This is a genomic window from Paenibacillus sp. FSL H7-0942 (assembly GCF_045040715.1).
GTDB lineage: Bacteria > Bacillota > Bacilli > Paenibacillales > Paenibacillaceae > Paenibacillus > Paenibacillus amylolyticus.
The window spans coordinates 1,259,113-1,283,667 of sequence record NZ_CP150279.1 but is presented as its reverse complement, the minus strand read 5'-3'; the positions used below and the strand labels follow the sequence as shown (position 1 = coordinate 1,283,667).

At 46.2% G+C, this 24,555-nt stretch carries 21 protein-coding genes; 8 read left to right on the top strand and 13 right to left on the bottom strand.

All coding sequences use genetic code 11. The features are described from left to right. Positions 1-339 precede the first annotated feature (339 nt). Positions 340-1,896: an ATP-binding protein gene (locus tag MHI48_RS05690; RefSeq protein WP_036606550.1), complete on the bottom strand. Its 1,557-nt coding sequence runs from the start codon at positions 1,894-1,896 to the stop codon at positions 340-342. A gap of 274 nt (positions 1,897-2,170) precedes the next feature. Here MHI48_RS05690 and MHI48_RS05685 point away from each other — a divergent pair, with 274 nt between their 5' ends. Further along, on the top strand, positions 2,171-2,506 hold the full coding sequence (locus MHI48_RS05685; RefSeq protein ID WP_338707904.1) for a hypothetical protein: 336 nt from the start codon (positions 2,171-2,173) through the stop codon (positions 2,504-2,506). Positions 2,507-2,784: 278 nt separating this feature from the next. On the opposite strand, the gene mglC is transcribed toward MHI48_RS05685, so the two are convergent. The 7 genes from mglC to MHI48_RS05650 all read right to left on the bottom strand — a co-directional run bounded on the left by mglC (position 2,785) and on the right by MHI48_RS05650 (position 12,584). Then, positions 2,785-3,804, bottom strand: coding sequence for a galactose/methyl galactoside ABC transporter permease MglC (gene mglC, locus MHI48_RS05680; protein WP_405143360.1), 1,020 nt, complete (start codon positions 3,802-3,804; stop codon positions 2,785-2,787). A gap of 15 nt (positions 3,805-3,819) precedes the next feature. Next, entirely contained in the window at positions 3,820-5,325 is a 1,506-nt protein-coding gene (locus MHI48_RS05675; protein WP_338707902.1) for a sugar ABC transporter ATP-binding protein, read from the bottom strand. A 74-nt stretch (positions 5,326-5,399) separates the two neighbouring features. After that, positions 5,400-6,461 (bottom strand): galactose ABC transporter substrate-binding protein, encoded by a 1,062-nt coding sequence (locus MHI48_RS05670; protein ID WP_338707901.1) that lies wholly within the window; start codon positions 6,459-6,461, stop codon positions 5,400-5,402. 174 nt (positions 6,462-6,635) lie between these two features. Beyond that, positions 6,636-7,814, bottom strand: a complete 1,179-nt coding sequence (locus MHI48_RS05665) for a substrate-binding domain-containing protein (protein WP_405143357.1) — start codon at positions 7,812-7,814, stop codon at positions 6,636-6,638. After that, on the bottom strand, positions 7,801-9,588 hold the full coding sequence (locus MHI48_RS05660; protein ID WP_076253497.1) for a sensor histidine kinase: 1,788 nt from the start codon (positions 9,586-9,588) through the stop codon (positions 7,801-7,803). Before MHI48_RS05660 ends, MHI48_RS05665 begins: the two co-directional genes overlap by 14 nt. Before the next feature lie 26 nt (positions 9,589-9,614). Next, complete coding sequence (locus MHI48_RS05655; RefSeq protein WP_405143355.1) at positions 9,615-11,348, bottom strand: response regulator; 1,734 nt, start codon at positions 11,346-11,348, stop codon at positions 9,615-9,617. 333 nt (positions 11,349-11,681) lie between these two features. Next, a complete protein-coding gene (locus tag MHI48_RS05650; protein WP_405143353.1) occupies positions 11,682-12,584 on the bottom strand; it encodes a tyrosine-type recombinase/integrase in 903 nt (300 codons plus the stop codon). A 168-nt stretch (positions 12,585-12,752) separates the two neighbouring features. Between MHI48_RS05650 and MHI48_RS05645 the strand changes: the two genes are divergently transcribed. Together MHI48_RS05645 and MHI48_RS05640 are read left to right on the top strand one after the other, a co-directional pair. Then, a complete protein-coding gene (locus MHI48_RS05645; protein ID WP_017690333.1) occupies positions 12,753-12,953 on the top strand; it encodes a cold-shock protein in 201 nt (66 codons plus the stop codon). Between the two features lie 99 nt (positions 12,954-13,052). After that, positions 13,053-13,325, top strand: coding sequence for an HU family DNA-binding protein (locus tag MHI48_RS05640; RefSeq protein WP_036606368.1), 273 nt, complete (start codon positions 13,053-13,055; stop codon positions 13,323-13,325). Positions 13,326-13,649: 324 nt separating this feature from the next. Here MHI48_RS05640 and MHI48_RS05635 read toward each other — a convergent pair whose 3' ends face one another. The 3 genes from MHI48_RS05635 to MHI48_RS05625 form a co-directional block, all read right to left on the bottom strand. Then, positions 13,650-14,294 carry a Vat family streptogramin A O-acetyltransferase gene (locus MHI48_RS05635; RefSeq protein WP_405143351.1) on the bottom strand — a complete coding sequence of 215 codons (645 nt, stop codon included), beginning with the start codon at positions 14,292-14,294 and terminating at the stop codon, positions 13,650-13,652. A gap of 34 nt (positions 14,295-14,328) precedes the next feature. Beyond that, on the bottom strand, positions 14,329-15,084 hold the full coding sequence (locus tag MHI48_RS05630; protein ID WP_083677547.1) for a methyl-accepting chemotaxis protein: 756 nt from the start codon (positions 15,082-15,084) through the stop codon (positions 14,329-14,331). A gap of 150 nt (positions 15,085-15,234) precedes the next feature. Next, positions 15,235-16,017, bottom strand: a complete 783-nt coding sequence (locus MHI48_RS05625) for a cache domain-containing protein (protein WP_083677546.1) — start codon at positions 16,015-16,017, stop codon at positions 15,235-15,237. Between the two features lie 509 nt (positions 16,018-16,526). Between MHI48_RS05625 and MHI48_RS05620 the strand changes: the two genes are divergently transcribed. Both MHI48_RS05620 and MHI48_RS05615 read left to right on the top strand, forming a co-directional pair. Next, positions 16,527-17,027 (top strand): MarR family winged helix-turn-helix transcriptional regulator, encoded by a 501-nt coding sequence (locus MHI48_RS05620; RefSeq protein ID WP_245838452.1) that lies wholly within the window; start codon positions 16,527-16,529, stop codon positions 17,025-17,027. Between the two features lie 29 nt (positions 17,028-17,056). Beyond that, entirely contained in the window at positions 17,057-17,998 is a 942-nt protein-coding gene (locus tag MHI48_RS05615) for an NADP-dependent oxidoreductase (RefSeq protein WP_083677545.1), read from the top strand. 92 nt (positions 17,999-18,090) lie between these two features. On the opposite strand, the gene MHI48_RS05610 is transcribed toward MHI48_RS05615, so the two are convergent. Next, complete coding sequence (locus MHI48_RS05610; protein ID WP_076329429.1) at positions 18,091-20,091, bottom strand: CotH kinase family protein; 2,001 nt, start codon at positions 20,089-20,091, stop codon at positions 18,091-18,093. Between the two features lie 459 nt (positions 20,092-20,550). Between MHI48_RS05610 and MHI48_RS05605 the strand changes: the two genes are divergently transcribed. Then, the gene (locus tag MHI48_RS05605) at positions 20,551-22,287 is read left to right on the top strand and encodes a methyl-accepting chemotaxis protein (RefSeq protein WP_076329480.1); all 1,737 of its coding nucleotides are present in this window, start codon (positions 20,551-20,553) and stop codon (positions 22,285-22,287) included. A 131-nt stretch (positions 22,288-22,418) separates the two neighbouring features. On the opposite strand, the gene MHI48_RS05600 is transcribed toward MHI48_RS05605, so the two are convergent. Continuing rightward, a complete protein-coding gene (locus tag MHI48_RS05600; RefSeq protein ID WP_076253360.1) occupies positions 22,419-22,931 on the bottom strand; it encodes a hypothetical protein in 513 nt (170 codons plus the stop codon). A 185-nt stretch (positions 22,932-23,116) separates the two neighbouring features. On the opposite strand from MHI48_RS05600, the gene MHI48_RS05595 reads away from it, so the two are divergent. Continuing rightward, positions 23,117-23,605 (top strand): hypothetical protein, encoded by a 489-nt coding sequence (locus tag MHI48_RS05595; protein WP_076319415.1) that lies wholly within the window; start codon positions 23,117-23,119, stop codon positions 23,603-23,605. Between the two features lie 314 nt (positions 23,606-23,919). Further along, positions 23,920-24,498 (top strand): TetR/AcrR family transcriptional regulator, encoded by a 579-nt coding sequence (locus MHI48_RS05590; protein WP_076319414.1) that lies wholly within the window; start codon positions 23,920-23,922, stop codon positions 24,496-24,498. The last annotated feature ends 57 nt before the right edge of the window (positions 24,499-24,555 follow it).

The following is a 24,555-nucleotide window of genomic DNA, read 5'->3' as shown; positions in this document are numbered from 1 at the left end:
TTGGGAAATAACGTGTCTGAAGTTTCTTACAAATTAAAGTAAGGACTTGAAGGCCAAATAAGACGTCCTATGTTCCTTAGAAAATCGACTACCCATTCGCCAGGATCAACCGGCTTGAACTTCAGACTTTTATACGCTGACCTCCATCATCATATCGCTTACTTGAATTTGCAGACACACTCTTATATAGCTAAAATGATCTGAACCAATGTAGTCTCCACACATCAACTTATTAATCGAAATATTAAACGCCGCACGGGGTTCTTCTGGACCCATGCGGCGTTTTTATGTTTTTGTCTAATGACTACTTAATTGCTATCTTTGGATCCCTTATATGATTTAAGTCTCCATTGGCAGATGAAGCGTGAAGGTGGAGCCAACCCCCATTTCACTATGGACGGTAATTTTACCATTGTGGTCCTGAACAATTTTCTGGCAGAGTGCAAGTCCCAGTCCCGTACCTTCTTCTTTGGTTGTATAAAATGGATTAAAGATGGTGGATAGCGAATTTTCCGGAATGCCGCTTCCTGTATCTGTAATTGAAATGAGTACTGCGTCTCCGTCCTGCAACAAATCCATATGGACTTCACCAGGGTCTGTCATTGCTTCAAAAGCATTACGAATCAGATTGATCAATACCTGCACAATTTTATCTCGATCCATGATGATCACAACTGGCTCATTAGTCATTTCAAGCGTAATTTGATGCCCTCGGGATGCCGCATCTGACTCGGTCAAAGACATCACTCGTTCAAGGCAGTGACCCAAATGTTCAGGCTTCATGTGATTGGCATGTGGTTTGGAAAACTGCAAAAATTCAGCCGTCAGATCGGTTACTCTTGTCACCTCACCCATAATCACTTCATACCATGGCGCGATATTAAAGGCTTGTCCACGGGACAGTTGCAGGAATCCCCGAATTGCGGTAAGCGGGTTCCGAATTTCGTGAGCCATACCCGCGGCCAGTTCACCTACAGCCCTTAGTCTCTCGGAACGAAATACTTCTTCTTCATTTTTCAGCCATTTGCTGCGCTGTTGTTGAAGCAGCCTATCCTCGGCTACCGTCATAAAGTGCTGCAACGAATCCGACATTTCCGGGTACAGGGAGATGCTGTAGCTTACCTGGAGTCCTTGAAGCTGCACGGATAGTAGTGACGACATTCGTTCTTCCACATCCTGTATCTCTGGCAAAACGACCGCAAATCGGTCTCCTGCATACCGGGATATGCCATAGGCCTCGGTGAAATGATTGCTGATCATCTGGCCTGTACCTGTGATTACCGTACACCAAGGATCTTCTGACTCTTTTTTAAAGCCGCTAAAGTTATTGACGTTCAAAAGGACAAGCAAAAAAGACCGTTGCTCTTCTACTGTCTTATGTAACACCTCCATGTAACCTTCGTAATTCAACAGTCCGGTAAGCGGATCATGCAGGGTCAGGAACCGATTTTTTTCCCGAAGCCTGCGCTTCTCGACCTCACTGTTGATTAAGGTATGATACAAAAAAATGATAACAACCGAGGTTAACAGGTCAAATAACGAAACCAGCAAAGCATATGTATCTACAGGCACATACGAAAGCCGAATCAACGTATATTGCAGCATAAGCAGCAACGAAATCGGCAAGGTCTGCGTCAACCTTGGTTTGTCCTGGATCATTGAAATAATGAGCATATAATACAGCATGTTGCACCAGTTCAGTTCACTGAAATAGTGGAATATCCCTAGAAAAATCCACTGAAATTTTCGCAGCACAGGATATCGTCTCTCCCCATAAATACTTGCTACCAATAATGTCGCCGAAAGTGACATTATTGCCATATTAGGGGTAAGCCTGAGAACATAAGAGGACAGAATGACAAGCAGACAACCTAGCGGGAATATCACCATTTTCATCGTGTAACTAAGCAAACAGCCTCGCCCCCTTTGACATAAAACTCACATCAAATAACTTATGTACATGTATTATATCGATTATGATTAGCTGATGTTGTCGATTAGTGGAGGCTCGCCAAATTCGCACGAATGTATAAATTATGAAGGCAATAGGACATATGATGTAATTGTAATCAACAAAAGTGAAACAATTCCTCTTCGCATAAATCATTATTGTGGTACAATACATTAATGGATTAATTTAGGATAAATACTTTCTTATGGAGGATATCACATGACAACACAACGAAAACCTTTCGGTCTGGGTACTCTATCTCTACTCGTACTATTGATGGGTCTCGCCTTTAATTTCCAATGGGGCAAAACAAATTTTATGATCAGTCATTATCTTTTTAACTTAATAAACATACCGATTTATAGCAACGGAACTCAAGGACTTCACATTCCTTTTGTAGTAGCAGCCCTCTTCTGGATTCCTGCCTTCTTGATCGCCAAAAAAAATCGTTCGCATTATGGCACAAGTGTATCTTATAACGTCGCCGGATTCATGTTGCTCTTATGCATCATTGGACCAGTTATCCCCGTTATCGATTGGATGGTCAATGGTTAAACAATTAAAGCCAGCTCTCTATATCCCGAGGGCTGGCTTCTTTGCTGCTTTACCATATAAGATGAATGGAATTTTTACACCATAACGTAGAGTGCAGAACCAATCTGAAGAAGCGATAGCGTTCGCCTAAAGCTTTCTAGGAGAAAGCTACATCGGAAGCATACGCTTATCACCGGATTTTCCCCTATAATATAGGGAATCAAGAAAATCAGGGGATAAGGGCGATCGGAAGATGGTACTGCACTCGGAGTACAACGGTGTAACTCTTGAGGCTCATCTTATTTCTTCGCCATATACTTACGGATATCAAAAGCCACCGCAGCAACAATGATCAATCCTTTGATAATCAACTGCCAGTATGGACTTACACCGATAAACGTCAGACCATAGTTAATGACCCCGAAGATCAGCACACCCGCCATAACCCCGGGTACCGTTCCAATACCACCTGCCGTTGATACGCCGCCTACCACACATGCGGCAATTGCATCCAGCTCATACATGTTACCGTAATTGTTTGTTGCTCCACCTGTGCGCGCTGCCTCAAGCACACCACCCAGACCATACAGTGCACCTGCAATGGCATACAGCGTCACCAGGTTGCGAGCCACATGAATTCCGGATACATGCGCCGCCTGAATGTTGCCACCGATCGCGTACATATTTTTGCCGAGACGTGTTTTGTTAAAAATCACCCAGCAGATTAATGCCACCGCAATAGCAATGAGGACAATATACGGGATGGAATAACCCCCGCCCAGATCAATGTATCCAGAGCCAATGACGGTAAAATCGGGTCTCAATCCTCCGATCGGCTGTGACTGGTTGGGTTCCGTATCAAAATAAATGGAGTTCAGTCCATACACGGCAACCATGGTACCCAGCGTTGCGATAAAAGGTGGCACATGTAATTTGGCTACAATAAGTCCATTGACCAAACCCACGAATAGACCTGCAGTGATTCCAACCAGAATCGGCAACAACACCGGCAAATGGGGCAGATCGGGGAAGAACCGGTTCGCATACTCGTCAATTTGCAGCATCGATGCCGATACAACCGCTGTCAGACCAACCACCCGTCCAGCGGATAGATCGACCCCGCCCGTGACAAGGATAAAGGCTGCACCGAGCGCAATAATGCCCCGTGTGGAGGACTGCTGTAAGATGTCCCGCAGTGTGGAGAAGGCCAGAAAATTCGGATCAGCAATCGCAATACCAATAATGAGCAGGATCAGTACGATAAAGATGGCGCGTTGTGTTACATATTGTTTCACTTGATTGATCATCTGTGTGTTCATCTGTTTCCCTCCTGACTAAGCCATCCGCTGCTGCGCGGCCAGCCTCATAATATCCTGCTCTGTTGCCTCGGCTCCGTCCACGATTCCGGTGAGACGCCCTTCGCTCATCACCATAATGCGATCCGACATACCCAAAAGCTCAGGCATCTCTGAGCTAATCATGATAATGCTTTTGCCCTGACGAGCCAGTTCCGTAATAATGGTGTAAATCTCAAACTTGGCTCCTACATCGATTCCACGTGTCGGTTCATCCAGTAGCAGAATCTCTGGGTCGGTCAATAACCAACGGGCCAGCAGAACTTTCTGCTGATTACCGCCAGACAGGTTTCGAATCAGCGTGTTAACTGAAGGCGTTTTGGTTCTGAACTTCTGCGTCTGCTCACGTGCCTCTTCGCGGCCCTTTTTCTCGTCCAGCAAGCCCACGCGATTTCGGTAGCGCCCCAGACTGGCAATGATCGTGTTCTCATACACTGACAATACAGGGAATATCCCTGTAACCCTTCTTTCTTCCGTGAGCAACGCGATGTTATGACGCTTCGCTGCTGCGGGGGAGTTAATCTTCACCTTGCGCCCATGAATCGAAATTGTACCTGAAACGAGTCCACGCAGTCCAAACAAGGACTCAATCAGTTCTGTCCGCTGTGCTCCAACCAGGCCGCCAATGCCAAGCACTTCACCTTTTCGCAGCTCAAAGGATACATCACAAAACGATTTGGACTGGTTTGATGTCAGACCCTCGGCTTTTAATATCACTTCACCGGGTACGTTCGTCCGTTCCGGGAAACGTTCGTCCAGATCACGGCCAACCATACGTGTAATGATCAGATCTGTTGTTAGATCAGCAGCATCCCATGTCCCGACAACGAAACCATCACGCATGATTGTCACTTCATCCGAGATCGTCAGGATCTCCTCCATCTTGTGTGAAATATAGATAATGGATACACCGCGACTGCGCAGTTCATTAATAATGGTAAAGAGCTGATCCACTTCCTTGCCTGTCAGGGAAGAAGTTGGCTCATCCATGACGATGACTTTGGATTGAAAAGAGACCGCCTTGGCAATTTCCATGGATTGAATCTTGGAGACAGACAGTGTTCCAGCTTGAGCCTTCGGATCAATATCCAGGTTCAAGTCCTTGAACAGCGCCAGCGTATCGGTATACATCCGTTTCTCGTCCACCAGTATTCCCCTCATCGGAAAACGACCCAGCCATATATTCTCCATCACCGGACGATGCGGGACCGGATTCAGCTCCTGATGAATCATGGATATGCCTTGCTGAAGTGCCGCTTTGGAATTCGGAATATCCACATCCTTTCCTTCGATACGTATCGTTCCTTCATCCGGGTGATACATGCCGAACAGACATTTCATAAGTGTGGATTTCCCCGCTCCATTCTCTCCCATCAAGGCGTGAACCGTCCCCGGTTTCACTTTCAATGTGACCTGACTTAGTGCCTGCACACCCGGAAATGCTTTGGAAACTCCATTCATCTCCAGCAGGTAAGGTGACTCCATCTTGGTTCCTCCCTTCCATATGACCGGCAAAAAAGGGACGCTACCCGAATGTCGGACGTCCCTGTCTCGTGCTGTTATTGGGCGTCGGCGATGTTGTCTTTTGTAATCTTTTTGTATGCAATCCAGACGTATTTACCATCTGTAATATCGTATTTGGTATTTTCCTTTGTTGGTGTCTCACCTTTGGCAAGTACGGAAGCCAGTGCCACCGTGGCTGCACCCTGATTCTTGGCATCATTAAGCACCGTGCCCAGCATTGTGCCATCCTGGAGAGCCTGAATGGCTGGAGCTGTTGCATCCACACCTACAACCGGCATGGATTTGCCGTCCTTGAAGTATCCGGCTGCTTTCAATGCCTCAATGGCTCCCAAGGCCATGTCATCATTGTTTGCGAGAACGGCTTCAATCTTGTCACCATGGGAAGCCAGGAACGCCTGCATTTTCTCCTGACCTTTTACCCGATCCCACATCGCCGTGTCTTCCGCCAGTGCTTCCACTTCGATACCGGCATCCTGAATCGCCTGAACCGAATATTTGGTCCGAAGCTCTGCATCCTGGTGACCCGGTTCCCCTTTCAGCATGACGTATTGCAGTTTGCCATCGCCGTTTTTGTCCGCTTCCGGATGTGCTTTCCAGTAATCCACAATCAGCTGACCGGAGATCGTACCGGACTCCTCCGCTTTTGCTCCTACGTAGTACACTTTATCCCATTTGTTCATATCTTCAGCCACTGGCTCACGGTTGAGGAATACCACTGGAATGTTCGCTGCCTTAGCCTTGTCAATGATGACACCTGCCGCCGTCCGGTCCACCGGGTTCACGGCCATTGCATTGTATTTCTTGGACACAAACAGATCCACTTTCTCATTCTGGGTCGGCTGTGCATTCTGGCTATCCACGATATCCAAAGTCGCGACACCTTCCGCTGCTGCGGTCATGGCATTACGTACACCCGTCATGAATGTATCGTCAAATTTGTAGATGGCAACACCAATCTTGGGCGTTTCCGTACCGGCTGTTGTCTGGCCTCCTGTATCTGTTCCCGTACTTCCACCTGCGCTGTCTCCGCCGCTGCTACACCCCGCCGCCACAACCATACATGCCGTAATCAACAGTGTCATCCATGTTTTCTTCATATCCTAATGACCTCCCCCAAGTTCATTCGGCTTCACCGATGTCTTTATTATGAAAGGGTTTACATTAAATTCGAATACAATATCTTCACCTGTTCTATCGAAATCTTCCTCAAGTTAACAAACACCTTAATTTCTTCATTCAGTATTCGTTCCGGCACTCGTTCCAGCATTGGTTCATTGTACAAAAGGAAACAACAGCTTCTGGTTATCCATCCAGAACATATTGTCTGTACTAACCAGCTTGGTCTCAAGTAACACTCTCGCTTGCACCTGTTGATTGTTCAGCCGCGCAACGGCTTGATTCAATCCCAGATAACCTGCACTGTATCCATTCTGGACAATGAGATGATCAAAGACCCCTTCTTGCAATTGCTCCAGTTGCTGTTGTTCACTTCCAAATCCAACAATCCTTACCTTTTCCGCAGATTTGCGTCGATTCAGTTCATCGGCTGCTCCCAGAGAAGCAAGTTCCTGAAGAGTAATGAAGCCATCCACCTCCTGCTGGTCCAGCAATTGCTTCGCAGTCTGCCAACATCCATCCCGTGTATTACATATCGATTTGGGTTCCACTTGAATATTAGGATACTGTCCCAAGGCTTCCATAACTCCCTGCTCTCTCTGAATAAGACCAGAATTAAGAGGATCGGGGCCTAATAAAGCCACATGCCCTTTCCCTTCCAGAAGCTCCGCCATAGCCTGGCCGGCCTGTCTTCCCGCCTCAACATTATCCATCGAGATGAAACTGGTGATGCCTTTCACGGGAAATTCATCGTTAAGCACAATGACAGGAACAATGGTTCCATCGGAATTTGTTGTCTGTGCCTCCTGAATGATGTCACTAAGGGCCTTCTCACTTAGGGGATCAACCAATAGAGCTGATGCCCCCTGCTTCAGAGCCGATGCGGCGGCCTCCACTTGAGCCTGCTCTCGCGCACTGCGAGACAACGTTCCACGGCCTGCATTGGCCTGCTTAACCTGCATATGACTTCCAGCAGAGTCCAGAATGGCAGGCGTGTACACATCACCATCGGAAGGGTATGCTTCCACAGTAATCAGTTCGGCTCCGTTCTCTTTGGCAGCCGCTTCGGCGCCAAGCCGGATAGCTTCCGCAAGTTCCCCTGTCCCAGCTGGCGTAATGAGCGCAATACGTGGCGGTACTGCCGTAGCATCGGGACTCGATAAGCCACAGGCGCTGCATATGAGCAGACAGCAGCTTGCAACTGTCAGGGTTACTAACCGACGTTTCCGGATTCCAGGGAAGCTCGCAGCAACCTTTTTCCAAAACGTACGAATGTATGACCCTACAACTCTGTGGCTGTGGATATCGTTCCTATTCTCCTTATTGTCTGTCATCAGGCTCGCCCTCCTTCTGCTGCCATTGAATGGGAATCCGAACCCAGACCGTGGTGCCTTCTTCCAACTCACTTGCAAATTCAAGTCCGAAGCCCTCCCCATAATAGAGCCGGATTCGGTCATGCACATTGCGCACCGCTACGCCGGAGCCTGCACCACTTTTGACCACAGGACGACCACTTAATAATCCCGACATCTGTTCTTCCGTCATGCCGACCCCATTATCTGTAATGCGAAACACCAGCTTGTTGTCCTCACGATAAACATCGACCTCAATACTTCCTTCGTCCATGTGGTACTCGATGCCATGAACAATGGCGTTCTCAATCAGAGGCTGGAGCACCAGCTTTAATGTCAGGCAATCCAGAAGCGTATCATCTACCTTAATCGTAAAGTTGAATTTGCGCTTGAACCTCATCTGCTGAATCGTCAAATAATGCTGCGCATGCTCCAGCTCTTCCCTGATCGTGATAATCGTTTTGCCTTGACTAAGACTGATGCGGAATAGGCGAGAGAGAGACGTGATCATCGTAATCACTTCTTCATTGCGACTCATGCCTACCATGCGCACTACTGAATTCAGAGTATTATATAAAAAATGTGGATTGATCTGGGCCTGCAAGGCTTCCAGCTCCAGACGCCGCTTCTGTTCCTGCTCATGGATGATCTCATCCATCAGGGTGCGAATTTTATTGACCATCAGATTAAAGCGACGAGATAGACGTTCCACCTCCAGCGGCCCTTCAATCGGCAACTCCACGTTGAAATCCCCGCGCTCTACGGCCTTCATTTTACGTTCCATTCGCCGAATCGGGCGAGTCAGACTGGAGGATAAGAACAGCGAGACAAGAATGACCAGTACCAGTACAACGACCAATACACGAATGAGATATCCGTTCACTTCCTGACGCGTTGTCATAATCTCATCCAAATAAGCAACACCGACGATTTTCCACCCGATATTGGCAACGGACTTTACGGTATTCAGCCTTTTCTGCCCATCTGCTTCATCTTCGTAACTGCCGGAAGCCACCAAAGCCTGTTCGATATTCTCGCTTTTGAGTCCCATATACATCAATTGTTGCTGCGGATGGTACACGATATTGCCCGCACTCTCATCGATGATATACACGTATCCTCGTTGCCCCAGACTGACCCGACGGCTCAGTTCATCCATCTGTTTGAAATTGATATCGACCAGCAGGATAACCTGCCGATCCTGACCATTTTGCCGTATCGTTATGCCTTTGCTCATGGAAACGACCCATTTATATGGGCCTGTGTACATGTTCTGAATATGAGGTAACGAGAAACTCAGGTGATCCGGCACACGAAGCGCAGACTGAAACCACCCTTGCTGTGTCACATGGGCGCTGGTTTTTAATTCGGCTGTAGGTCGGTTCTTGAGCAATTTCCCCGTGGAATCAAGCAGAGTAATCGAGATGATATCTTCACGACTGCTGAGCAGTGTGTCAAGCTGTTTGTCCACCAGTTCCCCTTCCCATGTCCCGTCACGCAGCATGTGTTCCTCAATGGCACGGTACAGATGAGACATACTACGGACGTAATCCTCCAGGTTATAACTGACCTGATCCACAATCTGTCTCGTCGTGAGTTCCGCACTTCGCTCGGCAGCCTGCGTGAACTTGTCATGCAGAAGCATCGCCATGATAGTTAGCACCAAGACGATGAAGACGGAAAAGGACCACGTAATAATAAACCGGATACTGCTGACTCTGGACGAACGCAGACGAGAGCGTAATTGAGGTCCCATGGACTTCACCCATCTGGACAAGAAATTCATCGGATCGAACCTTCACTTGCCGCCTGGGAAGCCTGTTTACGATATTCTTTGGGCGAGATGCCAATATGTTTTTTGAAACAAAAACTGAAGTAATTGGGTTCGGCAAAGCCAACCTGCTCCGCAATCTCAAACGACTTCAGCTCGGTCGAGCGAAGCAGCTCACGCGCTGCCTCCATTCGGATCTGCATCAGGTACTGCAGGAAGGTAAGTTGTACTTCTTTTTTGAAAATGCCACAAAAATAACCGGAGCTGATATGCAAATGTCCGCACACCTTCTGAATAGATAGGTCCGGGTCGGCATAATGCTCTTTCGTGAAGACCAACGCCTGCTCGACAATATCCTTGTATACATGCTGCCGTCCGCTCGCAATGCGATGTTGCACGAGTAGACAGACCTCCTGTACCTTCTTCTGTGCCTCAGTGAGTCCCGGCAGTCGGAACAAATCCGCATACAACTGGAACCCTGTACCAAAGATGTCCTCCATCGCTTCCCCTGATGCCTGTGCTGCCTTCCACACTGTTGTTAATACTTCAATTAAATAGAGCTGAATATCACTTCGCCCGTGTTCCACTGTAATTTCCCGGAAAATGATCGCAAGTGCTTCCTCCAGCTCCGCTTGTGTACCCGCCTTAAGGCAACGTGTCAGCGTCTGCTGCTTCAACTCGTCGAACCGCAGTTTGCCCGCTGTCTGTCGCTCCACGTCCGCGATGTATATAATTGAATCCGTCCCGGGCACAAGTCGATAATCCAATGCCAGCAGGGCATCTTCATAGGCATGATTCACATCCGCGAGTGTATCCACAATCTGACCAGAGCCCACCGTAGCCGGGATACGTAAATAGTGGTTGATGCTGCGCATCACATTTTCCAATGCCTTCTGTTGCCGCTTCGCTCCATCTGTACCGCCCGTACGATCCACATAGAGCAGAACAATCGTCTCCTGATGCATAAAGGCATGACCAGCCCCATGCTCCGCCCAAACTTCTGCCGCAATGTTAAGTGCCGCAAAGCGTTTCAGTTCAGCATCCTCAGATTGACGCAAGGAACCTCCGGGAACGAATATCTCAGACTGGTCCGCTACCTCGGATGTTGTTTTGTTATGTCGCTGTGGGGGCTCGCTGAATCCTCCCTCAGGTTTCTCCTTCTGCACATCTCCATCCATATGCAGTGTCAATACAGACACCCCATAGCGTTCCCCTGTCAGATCCAATCCGCATTGTTTGGCTTTACTATGAATATATGTTGAGGATTTCTGTCGATGGAGCAAGGTCGCCATCAGATCTGCCTGTAATAAAGGCAAACTGGTATGATAGTGCTCACGCAGCTGCTGTACATCTTCACGCTCAGCCACTTCAGACGCCATCTGGGCGCGCAATCTTGTGAGCAGTTCGGTGAGATGCCCTGCCGAGAACGGCTTCAGCAGATATTCATCCACACTTAACGAGATGGCTTGCCTCGCATAATCAAATTCATCATATCCAGTCAAAATGACCACCTTCACGAGTGGATTACGTTTCCTCAATCTTTGAGCGAGTTCCAGACCATTCATGAATGGCATGCTGATATCCGTCACCACAATGTCCGGCTCTACCCTCTCCGCCATCTCCAATGCTTCCCGCCCATTCTCAGCCAAACCGACAATCCGCAGATCGAGCGCTTCCCAATCGACCTCTACAACAAGTCCTTCACGCACATCTTCTTCATCATCCACCAGCAGTACCCGGTACACGTTTGGATTCCTCCCTTTTAATGACGGCCTTAGCCCTATCAACGAATATATATGTAGCATTGTGAATCATTGATTTCTTATTGCTCACCGAATTGAAGCAAAATGCAAAGGCTCATGTTGATCTGTTCCAAGGTTGCCATCATAATATACAATATTATCAGGGATATGTAATCGCTTTCTTCAATAGAGGTAAGGCAACCCTGTCGGGCAGTGCCTAAGTGAAATGTGAAGGATCGTATATGAATGCTAAAGGTAGGTTAAAGTAATACAAACACGGAAAATTTCGAAGTACTTCTAATAAGAGGTGTTTTGATTCTGACTATAATTCAGTCTTCATTCTTGTTCTTTACGATGATTCGTACTTAATGCTTTAAAATAAATCATTGTTGTATCTGGGTTGGTGTGTCCCATTATCTCGGCCAAACGGTGCAGTGGCGTATGCTCAGCCATGGCGTAGCCAAAACGATGACGCAGGTCGTGTGAACTCAGTCCTTCCAGCCCTGCTGTTATCATTACTTTTTTAATCAGGTGGCGCAGTGCTCTCTCCGTTAAACGATCATTTGTCTTCTCTGAAGGAAAAAGGTACGCACGATCGGTAGCAAGATCAGATAAGTACTGATTCAACATGACAACACACTGCATATTCAAAGGGATCTTACGTTGCACGTTGCGTTTATCGGCGCTCACTGTCAGGTGACCGCTTCGTCTACCAAGTTCGATATCATGAGGCTTGAGGTTGCATACCTCCATCGTTCGCAAGCCTGTGTGAAACATAAGGGTGAGGATGGTCTGATCACGAAGGGAATTACCATACTCCACTGCCGCGAGGAATGCCTGCTCTTCTTCCAATGTCATTCGGCGTGGACTTACTTTGTCTTCCGGGATGAATTTTAATGGTTTGGAAGGATCATGACTGAGCCTGGATTCCAAGACAGCCCATTTGAAAAAACGCTTCAGCGTAATCAATCTCCGGTTAATGGTGGCTGGTTTCAATAACATAACTTGGTGAGCATCTTCACGATAACTGACTAAAGTGGATGTATCCACATCTTCAATTCGCAGTGAGAACTCTTCGCTGAGCATGGTGCTTTCCTTGTACCATTCGATAAAGTGCTTCAGATCACTTGCATATTCCTTCACGGTTTTGGGATGCAATTCCCCCTCTTTAGCAAGCATATGTATGAATTCCTCTACTGTCGGTTCCCGCTGCACCGAAACCCCTGATGACTGATTCATTAGAAAATACCTCCAAATCTTGACTTATATTAGCGGACATGGTATTATCATATTAATCGATACATTAGCGGACATCAAGTTCGTGGTTTAAATGCACCAGGTGAGTGTCAATTTTAAATTATACTCGTCATAATGATCGGCTAAAAACTTATTTTTTGGAGGAATCACATGCAAACAGGTACAGTGAAATGGTTCAACGCGGATAAAGGATTCGGCTTTATCGAAACTGAAGAAGGAACAGATGTATTCGTTCATTTCAGTGCAATTCAAGGTGAAGGTTACAAATCTTTGGACGAAGGTCAACGCGTTCAATTTGAAGTAACTCAAGGTAACCGTGGACCACAAGCTGAGAACGTTACTAAACTTTAATTATATGAAAGCTGCCTTATTAATAAGGCAGCTTTTTATTTACACATATGTGTCACAGCAAAGTTTCCACATCCCAAGAATGAAAGCGAGGTATTCCCCATGGATAAAGAACAATTGATCACAGAAGTAGCCAAGGCTGGCGGTTTTTCCAAGAAGAATGCTGAAAAAGCTGTAACCGTTGTATTGGATTCGATTCTCGAAGCTCTCAAAGAAGGCAAAGAAGTTCAACTGGTCGGATTCGGGAAATTTGAAGTGCAGAAGCGTGAGGCAAGAACGGGAAGAAGCCGGAAAACAGGCAAAGAAATTCAACTACCTGCAGGTAAAGTTCCTGTATTCACAGCAGGCTTAAGCATGAAAGAAGCTTTAAATTAAACAACGCAACAACTTATTGAAAAGAGGTTTTTATTCAAACACACAATGATAATATGGATTTAAATGTCGTGTTTACTACCGTTGATGATATCATTAACTTTTATTCAGGCAAACAGACAAACTCGGATCATACAGAAAATCACACTCATTTGAAGCCCCCATCAACAAAGTCTGATTGTACCCTACGACCACCCACCCGTTAAATTAACATTTCATCTTGGACAACAAGAGGCCCTGATCCGCTCAAAACGGTCCAGGGCCTGATTTGCTTGGAAGCCGGCTCTGTCAGGAACCAGCTTTTTTTGTCTTTTATGCACAACCATCCTATTTGCTGTTCAGAAGTTCGCGCAAGATCTGTAGCCCATATGTGGAGACAAGACGTTCCAAATGCGTATCCAGCCATTCCTCATCCTGATCCCACCACTTCAATTCCAGCAGCAGTGCAATCGTCTCTTCGTCAAAACGCTTTTTAACAGTCTTGGCTGGATTGCCACCAACAATCGTATAGGGTTCAATGTCCTTAACAACGGTTGAATTGGAGGCAACGATTGCCCCGTCTCCAATCGTGATACCAGGCATGATCGTCACATTTTGTCCAAGCCATACATCGTTCCCCAGTACCGTGTCACCCTTATATGGAAGTTGTTCCAGTGTAGGTGTCACACGCTCCCATCCTCCACCAAAAATGTTGAACGGATACGTGGTCATACCCTCCATCCGATGATTCGCGCCATTCATAATGAATGTCACACCTTCCGCAATTGCACAGAAATTTCCAATGACTAGGCGATCACCAATAAAGTCATAATGATGCTGTATCCGGTCATAGAATTGCTCTGGCGGATTTGTGTTATCACTATAATACGTATAATCACCGATGTCCACGTTGGAACGCGGCGGCAGGTTTTGAATGTAACATACCGTACGGATATTCTCATTCGGGAAAAGTTTTGTTTTATCAGGGGCCATATGAAGTCCCTCCTTTTCCCTATTGTAACAGATATTAAATCTTAAACGGACTAAGTGAGGTCTGCAGCTCTGTCGACACATCAGACAAAATAGCCGCAGATGCCTTGATCTGCTCTACCGACTTGAGCTGTTCATGGACAGAATCGGCAGCCTGTTGTGAATTGGTACTGGCCGTCTGCGCATGGCGAGCGATCTCATGCACAGAAGCCACGATCTGTTCCACGCCTGCGGACATCTCTTCACTTGTCGCAGCCATGTCCTCAATCTCTGTAGCAATACGTAGGTTTGTATCCCGGATCAGGCTGAAGTTTTGCTCCGTTTCCCGGGTCAAGCGCAGTCCTTCCTGTACTTCGTCCTTCACTCTCGACATGGCCGATAGCGATTGCTGCATATCTTGTTCCATGGCTTCGACCAGTTCTTCAATACGATCTGAAGAGTCTCCGGCTTGTTCAGCCAGTTTACGAACCTCGGTAGATACGACGGCAAATCCTCTGCCATGCTCCCCTGCTCTTGCTGCTTCAATGGATGCATTGAGGGCAAGCAGATTCGTTTGATTTGCAATCTCATGAATGGCGGAAACCATCTGGCTAATCTGTGCCGACTTCCCTTCCAGCATACGAATAACTTCATCCGTTGTGGTAACGGAAGATTCAATTGTAGACATCTGCTGAACGGTAAGTTGCACCGCTTCACCTCCTGTTTCAGCCTGTTTGCGTGAATACAAAGCAGAATCCGAGATGCTGGAGGCCTTGTCCGCCATGTGTTGTACGGCTATCGCCACTTCTTCCATGGCCTGCAGATTTTCTTCTGTACTAATTGTCTGACTCTCGGCTCCTTGTGCGACTTGTTCAACGGAGGATGCAATCTGCGCCGATTCTTTGGACGTTTGGTCCGCAATCTTCAGTAGCAGCCCAGTCGATTGCTCTGCTTTCTCCGCAGCTTAAAGTCCTCCTTGAATGATGACCTGGAGATTACTTCTCATCTCATTGTATCCCATGCCCAGCATGCCAATCTCGTCTTGGACGTTGTCCACAACTGGCTGTGTGAAATCGCCCGTACCCGCACGTTTAATCGCTACGGATACCCGTTCGATTCTTACTCTCACCCTGCGAACGTACAGCAGGATCAGGGTAATTGCGACTAACATTGCAAGCAGGAATACGATCAGGAATGTCTTAAGGAACGAGGAGATAATCACATCAATTAACGATTGAGAAGCGCCAACATAGAAAATTCCGATAATCTCTCCGGATGCGTTCTTGATTGGTTCATAGGCCGTCTGATATTTCTGACCCACAACCACGGCTTCACCGAAGTATTTTTCCCCTTGCTGCAAAACGGTCTGGGCGACCTCGTCCGATACCTTCGTGCCGACAGCACGCTTTCCGTCCACCATGACATTTGTTGCAACACGTTCGTCACCTCGGAAGATCGTCACTGTGTCCCCAGAAGCTTCTCCAATCTCATCCACCAGTTCGAAATTGCCTTCCAGCGCGGTATCTCCCTTGAATAATTGTCCGTCCTTAATGGTCCAATCTCCTGGATGCTTATATGTAATGATACTATTCGCCATCTTCAAATCTCGCTTTGCCTTCTCTGTAGCAAATGTCGTGATCCCCTGCTTCATCTCCAGGATTACACTTACCGCCACGGCTGAAGAGAAGACGATAAATATACTGATAACGATCAAACTGATTTTGGTACCGATGCTCATGCTTCGCATGTGTGTGAGCCACCCTTTTCCCTATGTAATTGTGGGGATATTCAAGCCAATTTCGATTCCGTTTCGAATATCACTATAGTCTTATCGGTAGGAGAATTCACAATTTTTATAATATTTCAGTGACTTTTATCACAGTAATCGAAATTAAAAATCTAATATTTTACGCATTATCCGTAATCATGTAAGAATGTTCTGCTGTCTGGAAATTTAGAGGAGCTGTATAAGTTGAACTAAAGAATATATACCTGGATACTCCGATGACAGAACAACCTTCCGATCGCTGTTATCCCCAGATTTTTCGATTCCTTTTATAAAGGGGTAGATCCGGGGATAACATATGCTTCCGATGCAGCTTGCTCAGAAAGCTTTTAGGCGAACGTTCCGCTTCTTCAGGTTCTTTCTGTCCTCTACGTTTCATGTAGAAGTGTTTAGTTCAATTTATGTTGCCAACCACATATTCAAGTGTTATATTTATGTTGCCGACAACACAATTAAGAAAGTTGAGGTACATGATGACAGCCAAAGATGATTTCAAAAAGCCTGATAATCTCCAGGAATTAAATAATGAGGAATTCAGTGCAGTAGCGCAGTATCCCATCAGCTTTAGCATTTTTGCTCTGGCACGCTCTCACAAGGGTCTTGCTGCGCAGTTGATTCGGGATACCGGGCTTTTTCCCGGTCAAGAGATTATGCTGATGCAGTTATATGCACAAGACCATCAATCCCAAAACTCATTGGGTCGCACCCTTCGCCTGGATCACTCAACCGTAGCCAAGTCTGTTCGCCGTCTGGAAGATGCCGGTCTCGTTACTCGGAGTCGTTCCAAAACAGATGGACGGGTGACCATTGTATCCCTAACAGAAGCCGGACGCGCACTGGAGGATCAAGTGAATAACGCCTGGCGCCAAGTGGAGCAGATCACCACAGCTGGCCTCTCCGAGGAAGAAAAGAACTTACTGTTATCTCTTTCACAGAAAATTACTGCACAGATTGATTCATCCCTATCCTAAATTTGCTTAACGAATGGAGCGTGTGCACAATGCATACATCTAAAATGAAAGCTATTCAGATTCATCAATACGGAGGACCCGATACATTACAGTTCGAACAGGAAGTCCATAAGCCCCAGCCAGCTGCCGGCGAAGTTCTGGTACGCATTCAGTATGCTGGAGCCATTCCACTGGACTGGAAGATTCGTAACGGCTGGTTGCAAAACGTGTTTGTCAAAGAGCTGCCTTATACACCCGGAACGGCCATGTCAGGCATCGTTGAATCCGTGGGAGAAGGCGTCGATACCTTCAAGCCGGGAGATCGTGTTTTTGGTAATGTGAAGGGTAGTTATGCCGAGTATGGTATGGCTCCTACTACGGATTTGGTGCATATGCCAGACGACCTGAGTTTTGAGGATGCTGCGACCATTAAAGGCGGAGCTGAAGCAGCATGGAAAGCACTGTTCACCGAAGGTGAGTTGGAAGCCGGGCAAACCGTTCTGATCCACGCTGCTGCGGGAGGTGTCGGACAATTCGCAGTGCAGCTGGCAAAATGGAAAGGCGCTCATGTTATTGCTACCGCGTCTGCTGCAAATGTTGATTTTGTTACTTCATTGGGTGCCGATCAAGTGATTGATTACAAGACAGCCTTGTTTGAAGAGCTGGTAAGCAATGTAGATCTGGTTGTTGAAGCTGTTGGTGGAGAGATCGAAGATCGCTCATGGGGTGTTCTGAAACCTGGGGGCAAACTGGTATCATTAACTCAACTGCCTTCTGCCGAAAAAGCAGCGCAGTATGGTGTTACAGCCAAGTTTAATTCCAAATTCCCGACATCAGAGGATCTGTACACAATCGCTCAGCTAATCGCTAACGGTTCCCTCCGCTCAGAGATTGATTCCATCTTCCCTTTAAGTGAAGCGAATCAAGCGCATGCCAAAAGTGAGGCCAGACATGGACGAGGCCGGATTTTGCTGGATGTTCGCTCCGTCTAACCTGAAAAGCAGAACAAAAAGGGGTTCGATCTGACCATCGAATCCCTTTTCTTATTCTCCATACAACAACGTTGATCTGCAGGAGATATTTCTTATTTGGATGTAAGGCTTACTTGTGCAGCGGTTTGATCCCAGTCCACGGTAAGTCCCAGTCCTTCTGAGATGAAGCGTACAGGCACAAGTGTGCGACTGTTTTGAATGATCGCTGGTGCATCAATTTCAAGTGTCTCTCCATTTACGGTTGCGGTGCTGCTCCCGATCTTGAGCACAAGGGTCTGGTCATTCAGAACAGCTGTTACCGACTTCGCCGTTTTGTCCCAAGTCACTTCTGCACCTAGTGCTTCGAGAATTGCGTTCACAGGTACCATCACTCGGCCACTTTGCTGCAGCGGGTCCTGATCCGGGAATGTGATCAATTTACCATCGAGAGTTACGGTAATGGTTTTGTCGGTTGTTCCAGATGAGGTGTTCGAACCTGTCTCTTCCGAAGTCTCAGGCAAAGGCGTTACTTCACGTCCAAGTTGCTCTTGCAGATTCACAAGACGGTTCAGTGCAAATGTCGTCAGTGACCCGGCTGCCATGGAGCCCATGCCTCCGCCCCCACCGCCAAAGTTACCACTAGGGCGTGTCTGGGTATTGTCTGTACCCGTTGTTGCATCTGTTGTACCGTTTCCAGTTGCAGCACCCGGCTGAGTCGGAGGTGTTGTTCCATCTGGAGGAGTCATTCCTTCAAAACCTTCAGGCGGCGTCATGCCTTCCATACCTTCGGGTGGTGTCATGCCTTCAAATCCTTCTGGTGGCGTACCGCCCATACCACCTGCTGCGTCTGCATTTGCAGAATAAGCGATGTTGGATTCGAACTGTTCTGTCGTATAAAATTTCGTGGGATCTGCTTCCACATAAGGACGAATCTCATCGGCAAGGCCAGTGATACGATCCTGAATGCCTTCCATGTAGTCCGTCAGTTCATTGACGTAGCTCAAATATTTTTCCTTATACTCTGGCACAGCAAGCAGGTTGTTAATCATCGGTACATTTTCCATGTTAATGCCCAGTACCGGCTCGTCCACAGATACGTTCGTTGCGTTGGTGTTGGTCGTGGTTGATCCGGTTGTTGTGCCACGTCCACCTCCACCCGAGTACCCGTTGAAGGACATGTTGAAGTCCCAAGGAACAACGGTGAACTTGCCCGCGGCATCACTGTAAAGCATGTAGTTGTGTCCTTTGTCGCCGTTATAGCTGTCATAGTTGCCAAAAACCATGTTGCCTGCAATATATTGAAGCGCTGAATCCACGTCCAGTACACTTTCAATATCACCTTTTTCACCTTCTGGCATCTCGTTAAGCGTTTGGATGAAGGTTTTGAGTTTGGCTTTGTCCTTATCCGTACCCAAATCTTTGGTGATTGTACTGTAGTCACTGTCCTCTTCATATTGAAGATAAGTCTTCTCATCCGTATCATAGAGGACACCTTCTTCGTAATCCTCACCGTAGTTGCGCTCCAGATAGCTATCATCCACCGCTTCAACGCCAGTATAGAAACCAACAAGCTCGCCGTTAACGTACAGATTAACATAGTTCGTCATCGGTACATCCATGCCAATGCTCCGCAGTGCTTCGTAGTGAAGTACCTCACGCATATACGATGGATCGGCGTAGTTATTGTTCAGTACCATTTTGTCCAGTCCAAGTAGGGTTTGTGTTTTGTCGTATTTATCAAACTTCAGTCTGAAGCTGTAACGGTCCGAATCTTCCATTGAGGCTACAGCTTTAAGGGTCAGATTGCCCTTGGTGGAGAAACCGACATTGTCCAGCTTGTTGCCGTCCACTTCCACACTAACATTCTTATAATCCTTATCCAGCGGACTTTCGAGCATGCTCTTCCAGTCTGCATCATCAATCGTTACATTCACATCAATAACGTTATCCGTCTGGAACAACGATTCATAAGCTTGCGTCACACCTGCACTCGTGGTTGTCGCTGTACTCTCTGCTGCAAATGCCGCATTCGGACTTGCAATCAGACCAAAAGATGTCGTTACCATCGTCACGGACAATGCCATTACTGCAGCTTTGCGTAATAAAATATTCAAATGATGAATCCTCCTTCTTGGTTTCTCTGTTAAGCAACTGAGGCTTATGTAACCATGGTAGGGGACGAACCTTTAGTGAATCTTAAACGCGATCAAAAATGATATGTATCACTATGAAATTTTCATGGATATACAAGAAATATAATGAAAAAAAGCGCAATTATAACCTTGGAACCGGTTCATAAGTCCTATTTTGTTGCAAATATCTAATATTAATATGCCTATATAACGATATATCTGAAGAGTAGAACTTACCTGGAGTTCATATACGTGAATAGCAAAACCCATTACGAAAAGCTTTTAGAAACAAAAGAGAATTTGATCAGACAGGATATTAAGGGACGATTTCACAGTTTTTAAGTCAACAATTACATAGCGTGTACAACACCCAGGGTAAGTCCTTCGTCACAATCGTAGAAGGAGTGAACCATCTTGTTTAATAAGCTTCGCTGGAGTACCATGCCTTTCTTTATCAAAAATTTGGTGATTTCATTCGGCAGCATCATGTTGATCGGTGTAATCCTGATTACTGCCGCGTATCAATTGCAAAAAAATATCTTGGTTGAACAGTTGCACGACCAGGCTACCGTCATTACCCAGAAATGGTACGATGATCTCGACACTGCCAAAGTGGCAGAAGCGGCTAAGGAAAAAAGCTACTCCGGTCCTGTACAGCTGGAAATGAAAGCTTATCTCGATTCCATCCATGAATTCTATCCAAACATCGCGCAAGCGTACATTTTTGGTTCAGAACTTGAGCAAGGAAACGGAACGTCCATCATCGCGATTCCAACGAACCTGTTGGAACCATTCGAGGAAGGTAACCTGCCCGCAGGTGCCATGTACCCGTTGCCTCAGAATAACGTCGTAGTGCTGGAACAGATGAAAAAGGACGGAAAGCCTGCCTTCAGTGATTTCTACACGGATGAGTACGGAACCTGGACCACTCTGATCTATCCGATTAATAACGCAGACGGCTCCATGTATGCTGCTCTTTACTTCGATGTAGATGCAAGTGCCGTTCCAAAAGGCCTGAATAAACTGCTTACGTACGGTTTGATGTTCCTGATCGGTTTCCTGATCCTGTTCATGGTGTTGCAATTCATTTTGCTGAAAAGAACGTTGCTTCCGATCCGCAATCTGATGAAAGGGATCGAAGAAGTCAGCACGGGTAATCTGGACGTAACCATCGATACCGGGCGAGATGATCTGGGTATCATCAACGAGAAGTTTAATGCGATGATCCATCGCTTCAATACAACCATCTATAAAGTACAGAATGCTTCACATCACCTCTCGGAATCTTCCAAACAACTACTGGGCATTTCCGAGAAAAATAATGTGAACATTCAATCCATCAGCACCAATATTCGAGAAATATCTACTGGACTGGTGTCACAAGACAAAGCCACTGTGGAGAACGCACGCGCCATGACAGAGATGTCAACGGTAGTGCAGACGATCGCCAGCAGCTCAGCCGATGTGGCAGATGAAGCACTCAGCATGGAGCAGCGCTCCAGCACAGGTAATGTGGTGATGCAACAAGTCATTGAGCAGATGCGCCTGATCTCCGGTGCAGTGCAAAATACGTCAAACTCGATTCAGTCTTTGGAGAATAACTCGAACCAGATTAGCAACATTGTTAACGTGATTACGGAGATTGCTGGACAAACCAACTTGCTTGCACTTAACGCTTCAATCGAGGCAGCCCGCGCAGGTGAAGAAGGAAGAGGTTTTGCCGTGGTTGCAGGTGAGGTACGTAATTTGGCAGAGCAATCTCAGGAATCAGCGAAGCAAATTCGACAGTTAATTGAAGAAATTCAACGGGACATCATGCAGTCTTCCGAAGCGATGCAGTTGGGTTCCAAGGAAGTTACCAAAGGCTTGGAAGTTACCCAAGAGACTGGTGTATTCTTCGAGAATATTCTGACTGCTACGAATAAAGTTGCAAACCAGATTCAGGATATCTCAAGTTCTACTGAAGAAATCTCGGCAAGCACACAGGAAATGTCTGCCACGGCCGATGAACTGTCTGCCAATGTCAGCAAGGCAGCAAGCAGCAGTAAACAAATTGAGCAGTCAATTGATGAGCAGGAAGCCTCCATGGCAGCCATTGTGAGTGCCTCCGATGAGCTCTCGGTTGTATCCGAACAACTGCAAGAACTGATCTCATTCTTTAAAGTACGTGCAGAATAGAATTAATAGGATATAGATAACAAGAATACGACACAGTAAAAACCAAGGTTCATGAGTGACTACACTCAAAGCCTTGGTTTTTTGTTGTTACCAGGGTAGGTGGGTAGGTTCTAGTTCTATACTTCCCGGTATCATTTAACAGACAGTATTTCTTCTGCTCTTATCATCATCTTTTTCTCATCATTGTAGCCGGATTGTTCGGATCGAAATCCAGCATTAAGAATAAGATCGGCCTCACTATTCGATATATATTGAACCTGCTCCGGTGTAAGGGTTATTTCAACTTTTTCTGAATACCAGCTATCTTTCGTTAATTTCGTTACCAATTCTTCACTGGTACTCGACCTCGGCGGGAGAAGCGTCTTGCCATCCATTTGCAGATCGATATCAAAAAGCTGTTTCGAATGGAAAATCTCGTGGTTGACATCTTGTCCTCTATACCTTATTCCCGGTTGAAAAGTGAAGTCGTGATCACCAGATTGTTGGACACTTAATCGGAGTTCATAATCACCCAATTGTCTGGTTGCCGTCATCGTCTGTCCCTCTCTTTGAATCCGGTCTGCTGTATCGTTGCTTTCCAATGATGAATCGGAACAACCGAGTAGGACAAGACACATCATCAGGATGTAGGAGAAATATTTCAAGGTAGACCTCCTCTCATTCTAATATATAATTTGGCTCTTAGATTTTGGACGCAGGGTAAGAGTTGAAAGTTTCAATTTCTATAAATTCAATTTATTTTTATTTATGGAAATAATGATATATTTTAAAACTTTACTATGATATAGTTACTCTACATTTAGCAAATAAAACCAGAAAAGAGGATATCATGAAAAAGACATTTTTGCTCAGTTTAGCTATGTTCCTACTACTTCTCCCTTTTTCCTCAACAACATTTGCGTTCCAAGAAAGACTTACGGTTTCTGAGAACATGACCTTTACAACAAGGTTATTATCAGACAATTCTAGATATTTATTCAATTTCAATGTGCAAGGTGACGTTGAGTTGAGAAATGTTAAGAAAAAAACTTTGATTTGGAGCACCAATCTCAAGGAACGCAGAGTTGTTATGCTTGTTATAGATCAATATAACGGAAGACTGAAATTGACGGACTATAGCAATACTCCCTACTGGACATCCGACAATCAGGCATGGGCCAATGCGTGGTATGGCCCGGGAAATGTACCTGAAAATCTTGTGGGCGACCTGCTAATCATGCAAAATGATGGAAATCTAGTTCTCTATAATACAAAGAATATAGCTAAAGGATGGTATCCTGTCTGGGCCACTAACACAGGTGGAGGAATACACGATTAATCCATCCTATTTGAGCCGTGAACATTAAAGATCACAAGACATCTAACATATCTGTATGTCCACCAAGGCATGTGTGATGACCAATAATATGGTTATCACACATGCCTTTTATTTTTAACAATTTATTTTGAGAAATAATCCCTTGCCCTCTTGACCCGCTTACCATCCCCCATTCATACCATGACAATGATCACATCCATCTCCCCTGTTCAAGTGCTACAGTTGTTAACGACCAACTGACCATAATAGTAAAATAGTCAATACAGGACTTACCTTACCATTATCCTTTCAACCTACAAGGAGGTGTATATGCGATGAAAACGATAGATCGAAGGCAACAGGTGATGGATTCTGCCGAGAAATCCTTTGCCTTGTTTGGCTACAAAGCCACTACGATGGAGCAGGTTGCGAGACTTGCCAATGTGGGCAAGGGAACGATCTATACTTTTTTCAATAATAAAGAAGAACTGTTTAGCGAGATTCTGCGCTCAATCATTGCGGATATGAGACAGATTACAGAGCAGACGGTGAAGGAAGAGAACTCCTTTCTGGATAACGTGCATATGAGTATGGATTCTTTGCTGGAGTATCGGGAGGAACATGAGCTGTTGATCAAACTCTTTCAGGAGGTCAACGAGTTCGGTACGCCACAGGCCAAGGAAGGTTTGCAGAAAGTGGAGACAGCCATTCTTGAATATCTGGAGCGTCAGGTGAGCCGTGCCATGGAATTAGAGCAGATTCGCAGAGACGATCCCAAGCTGGTTTCTTTTGTCCTGTTGAAGCTGTATGTCACATTAACCTCGGATTGGAACAAAACGCATCCTACGCTGCATAAGGATCAGATCAAGGATTTTGTGGCCCTCTTTCTCAAGAGTGGCTTATCCCCCATCTAGAGAAAGGTATGCCCCTAGTTTCAACACATAATAGAGATAGAACAAACGGATTAGCGT

Excerpts from the sequence above, each read along its gene's own strand:
- MHI48_RS05690 (WP_036606550.1), bottom strand. The coding sequence starts at position 1,896 with ATGAAAATGGTGATATTCCCGCTAGGTTGTCTGCTTGTCATTCTGTCC.
- MHI48_RS05685 (WP_338707904.1), top strand. The coding sequence starts at position 2,171 with ATGACAACACAACGAAAACCTTTCGGTCTGGGTACTCTATCTCTACTC.
- mglC (WP_405143360.1), bottom strand. The coding sequence starts at position 3,804 with ATGAACACACAGATGATCAATCAAGTGAAACAATATGTAACACAACGC.
- MHI48_RS05675 (WP_338707902.1), bottom strand. The coding sequence starts at position 5,325 with ATGGAGTCACCTTACCTGCTGGAGATGAATGGAGTTTCCAAAGCATTT.
- MHI48_RS05670 (WP_338707901.1), bottom strand. The coding sequence starts at position 6,461 with ATGAAGAAAACATGGATGACACTGTTGATTACGGCATGTATGGTTGTG.
- MHI48_RS05665 (WP_405143357.1), bottom strand. The coding sequence starts at position 7,814 with ATGACAGACAATAAGGAGAATAGGAACGATATCCACAGCCACAGAGTT.
- MHI48_RS05660 (WP_076253497.1), bottom strand. The coding sequence starts at position 9,588 with ATGGGACCTCAATTACGCTCTCGTCTGCGTTCGTCCAGAGTCAGCAGT.
- MHI48_RS05650 (WP_405143353.1), bottom strand. The coding sequence starts at position 12,584 with ATGAATCAGTCATCAGGGGTTTCGGTGCAGCGGGAACCGACAGTAGAG.
- MHI48_RS05645 (WP_017690333.1), top strand. The coding sequence starts at position 12,753 with ATGCAAACAGGTACAGTGAAATGGTTCAACGCGGATAAAGGATTCGGC.
- MHI48_RS05640 (WP_036606368.1), top strand. The coding sequence starts at position 13,053 with ATGGATAAAGAACAATTGATCACAGAAGTAGCCAAGGCTGGCGGTTTT.
- MHI48_RS05635 (WP_405143351.1), bottom strand. The coding sequence starts at position 14,294 with ATGGCCCCTGATAAAACAAAACTTTTCCCGAATGAGAATATCCGTACG.
- MHI48_RS05630 (WP_083677547.1), bottom strand. The coding sequence starts at position 15,084 with ATGGAAGAAGTGGCGATAGCCGTACAACACATGGCGGACAAGGCCTCC.
- MHI48_RS05625 (WP_083677546.1), bottom strand. The coding sequence starts at position 16,017 with ATGCGAAGCATGAGCATCGGTACCAAAATCAGTTTGATCGTTATCAGT.
- MHI48_RS05620 (WP_245838452.1), top strand. The coding sequence starts at position 16,527 with ATGATGACAGCCAAAGATGATTTCAAAAAGCCTGATAATCTCCAGGAA.
- MHI48_RS05615 (WP_083677545.1), top strand. The coding sequence starts at position 17,057 with ATGCATACATCTAAAATGAAAGCTATTCAGATTCATCAATACGGAGGA.
- MHI48_RS05605 (WP_076329480.1), top strand. The coding sequence starts at position 20,551 with ATGCCTTTCTTTATCAAAAATTTGGTGATTTCATTCGGCAGCATCATG.
- MHI48_RS05595 (WP_076319415.1), top strand. The coding sequence starts at position 23,117 with ATGAAAAAGACATTTTTGCTCAGTTTAGCTATGTTCCTACTACTTCTC.
- MHI48_RS05590 (WP_076319414.1), top strand. The coding sequence starts at position 23,920 with ATGAAAACGATAGATCGAAGGCAACAGGTGATGGATTCTGCCGAGAAA.